Genomic DNA, 556 nt, shown 5'->3' with positions numbered 1-556 from the left:
TGTTGATGTTAGAAGAAAAGAACTTCGATTAAGTTTGTGATTTTCTTCGAAAAAAGTGGTTGACAGGTTGGTTTGACTGATCTAGAAGCCCGGCACCGCAGACGAGGCGCTGACAGGATTTGACCTTCGGGTTGGGTGATTGGCGGCGGGCTTTGTGAGCGGATTGAGATTTTCGACGGTTTGAGATCGTCTGTTCTTTGACAATTTTATACAGAAGAAAGAGAAACGTGGGCGGCATTGTCTGCGGATGGTTCGAGAGATCGAACTGTCGAAAGAACTTTGGCGGACACGTTTCTTGGATAAGAACTATGTTACCTGGATGATCTTCGGATTGTCTGGTGTGTAAATATGTTCTCGTCAATTTGAGCGTGACCAAGGTTTTGAGCATTTGTCTTTGAAGATGAATGTTTGACCAAAATAGCCAATTATCAAATTTTCAACTTGAGAGTTTGATCCTGGCTCAGAACGAACGCTGGCGGCAGGCTTAACACATGCAAGTCGAGCGCCCCGCAAGGGGAGCGGCAGACGGGTGAGTAACGCGTGGGAACGTACCATT

1 rRNA gene is annotated in these 556 nt (G+C 46.4%); it reads left to right on the top strand.

Going from position 1 to position 556, the window contains the following annotated elements:
- Positions 1-437 precede the first annotated feature (437 nt).
- Positions 438-556 (top strand): 16S ribosomal RNA (locus tag ACS5UA_RS22865); the annotation flags it as partial.

Source organism: Brucella sp. RRSP16 (assembly GCF_052246815.1).
In the GTDB taxonomy this organism is placed as follows: domain Bacteria; phylum Pseudomonadota; class Alphaproteobacteria; order Rhizobiales; family Rhizobiaceae; genus Brucella; species Brucella intermedia.
This window is presented reverse-complemented; position numbering and strand designations above follow the sequence as displayed.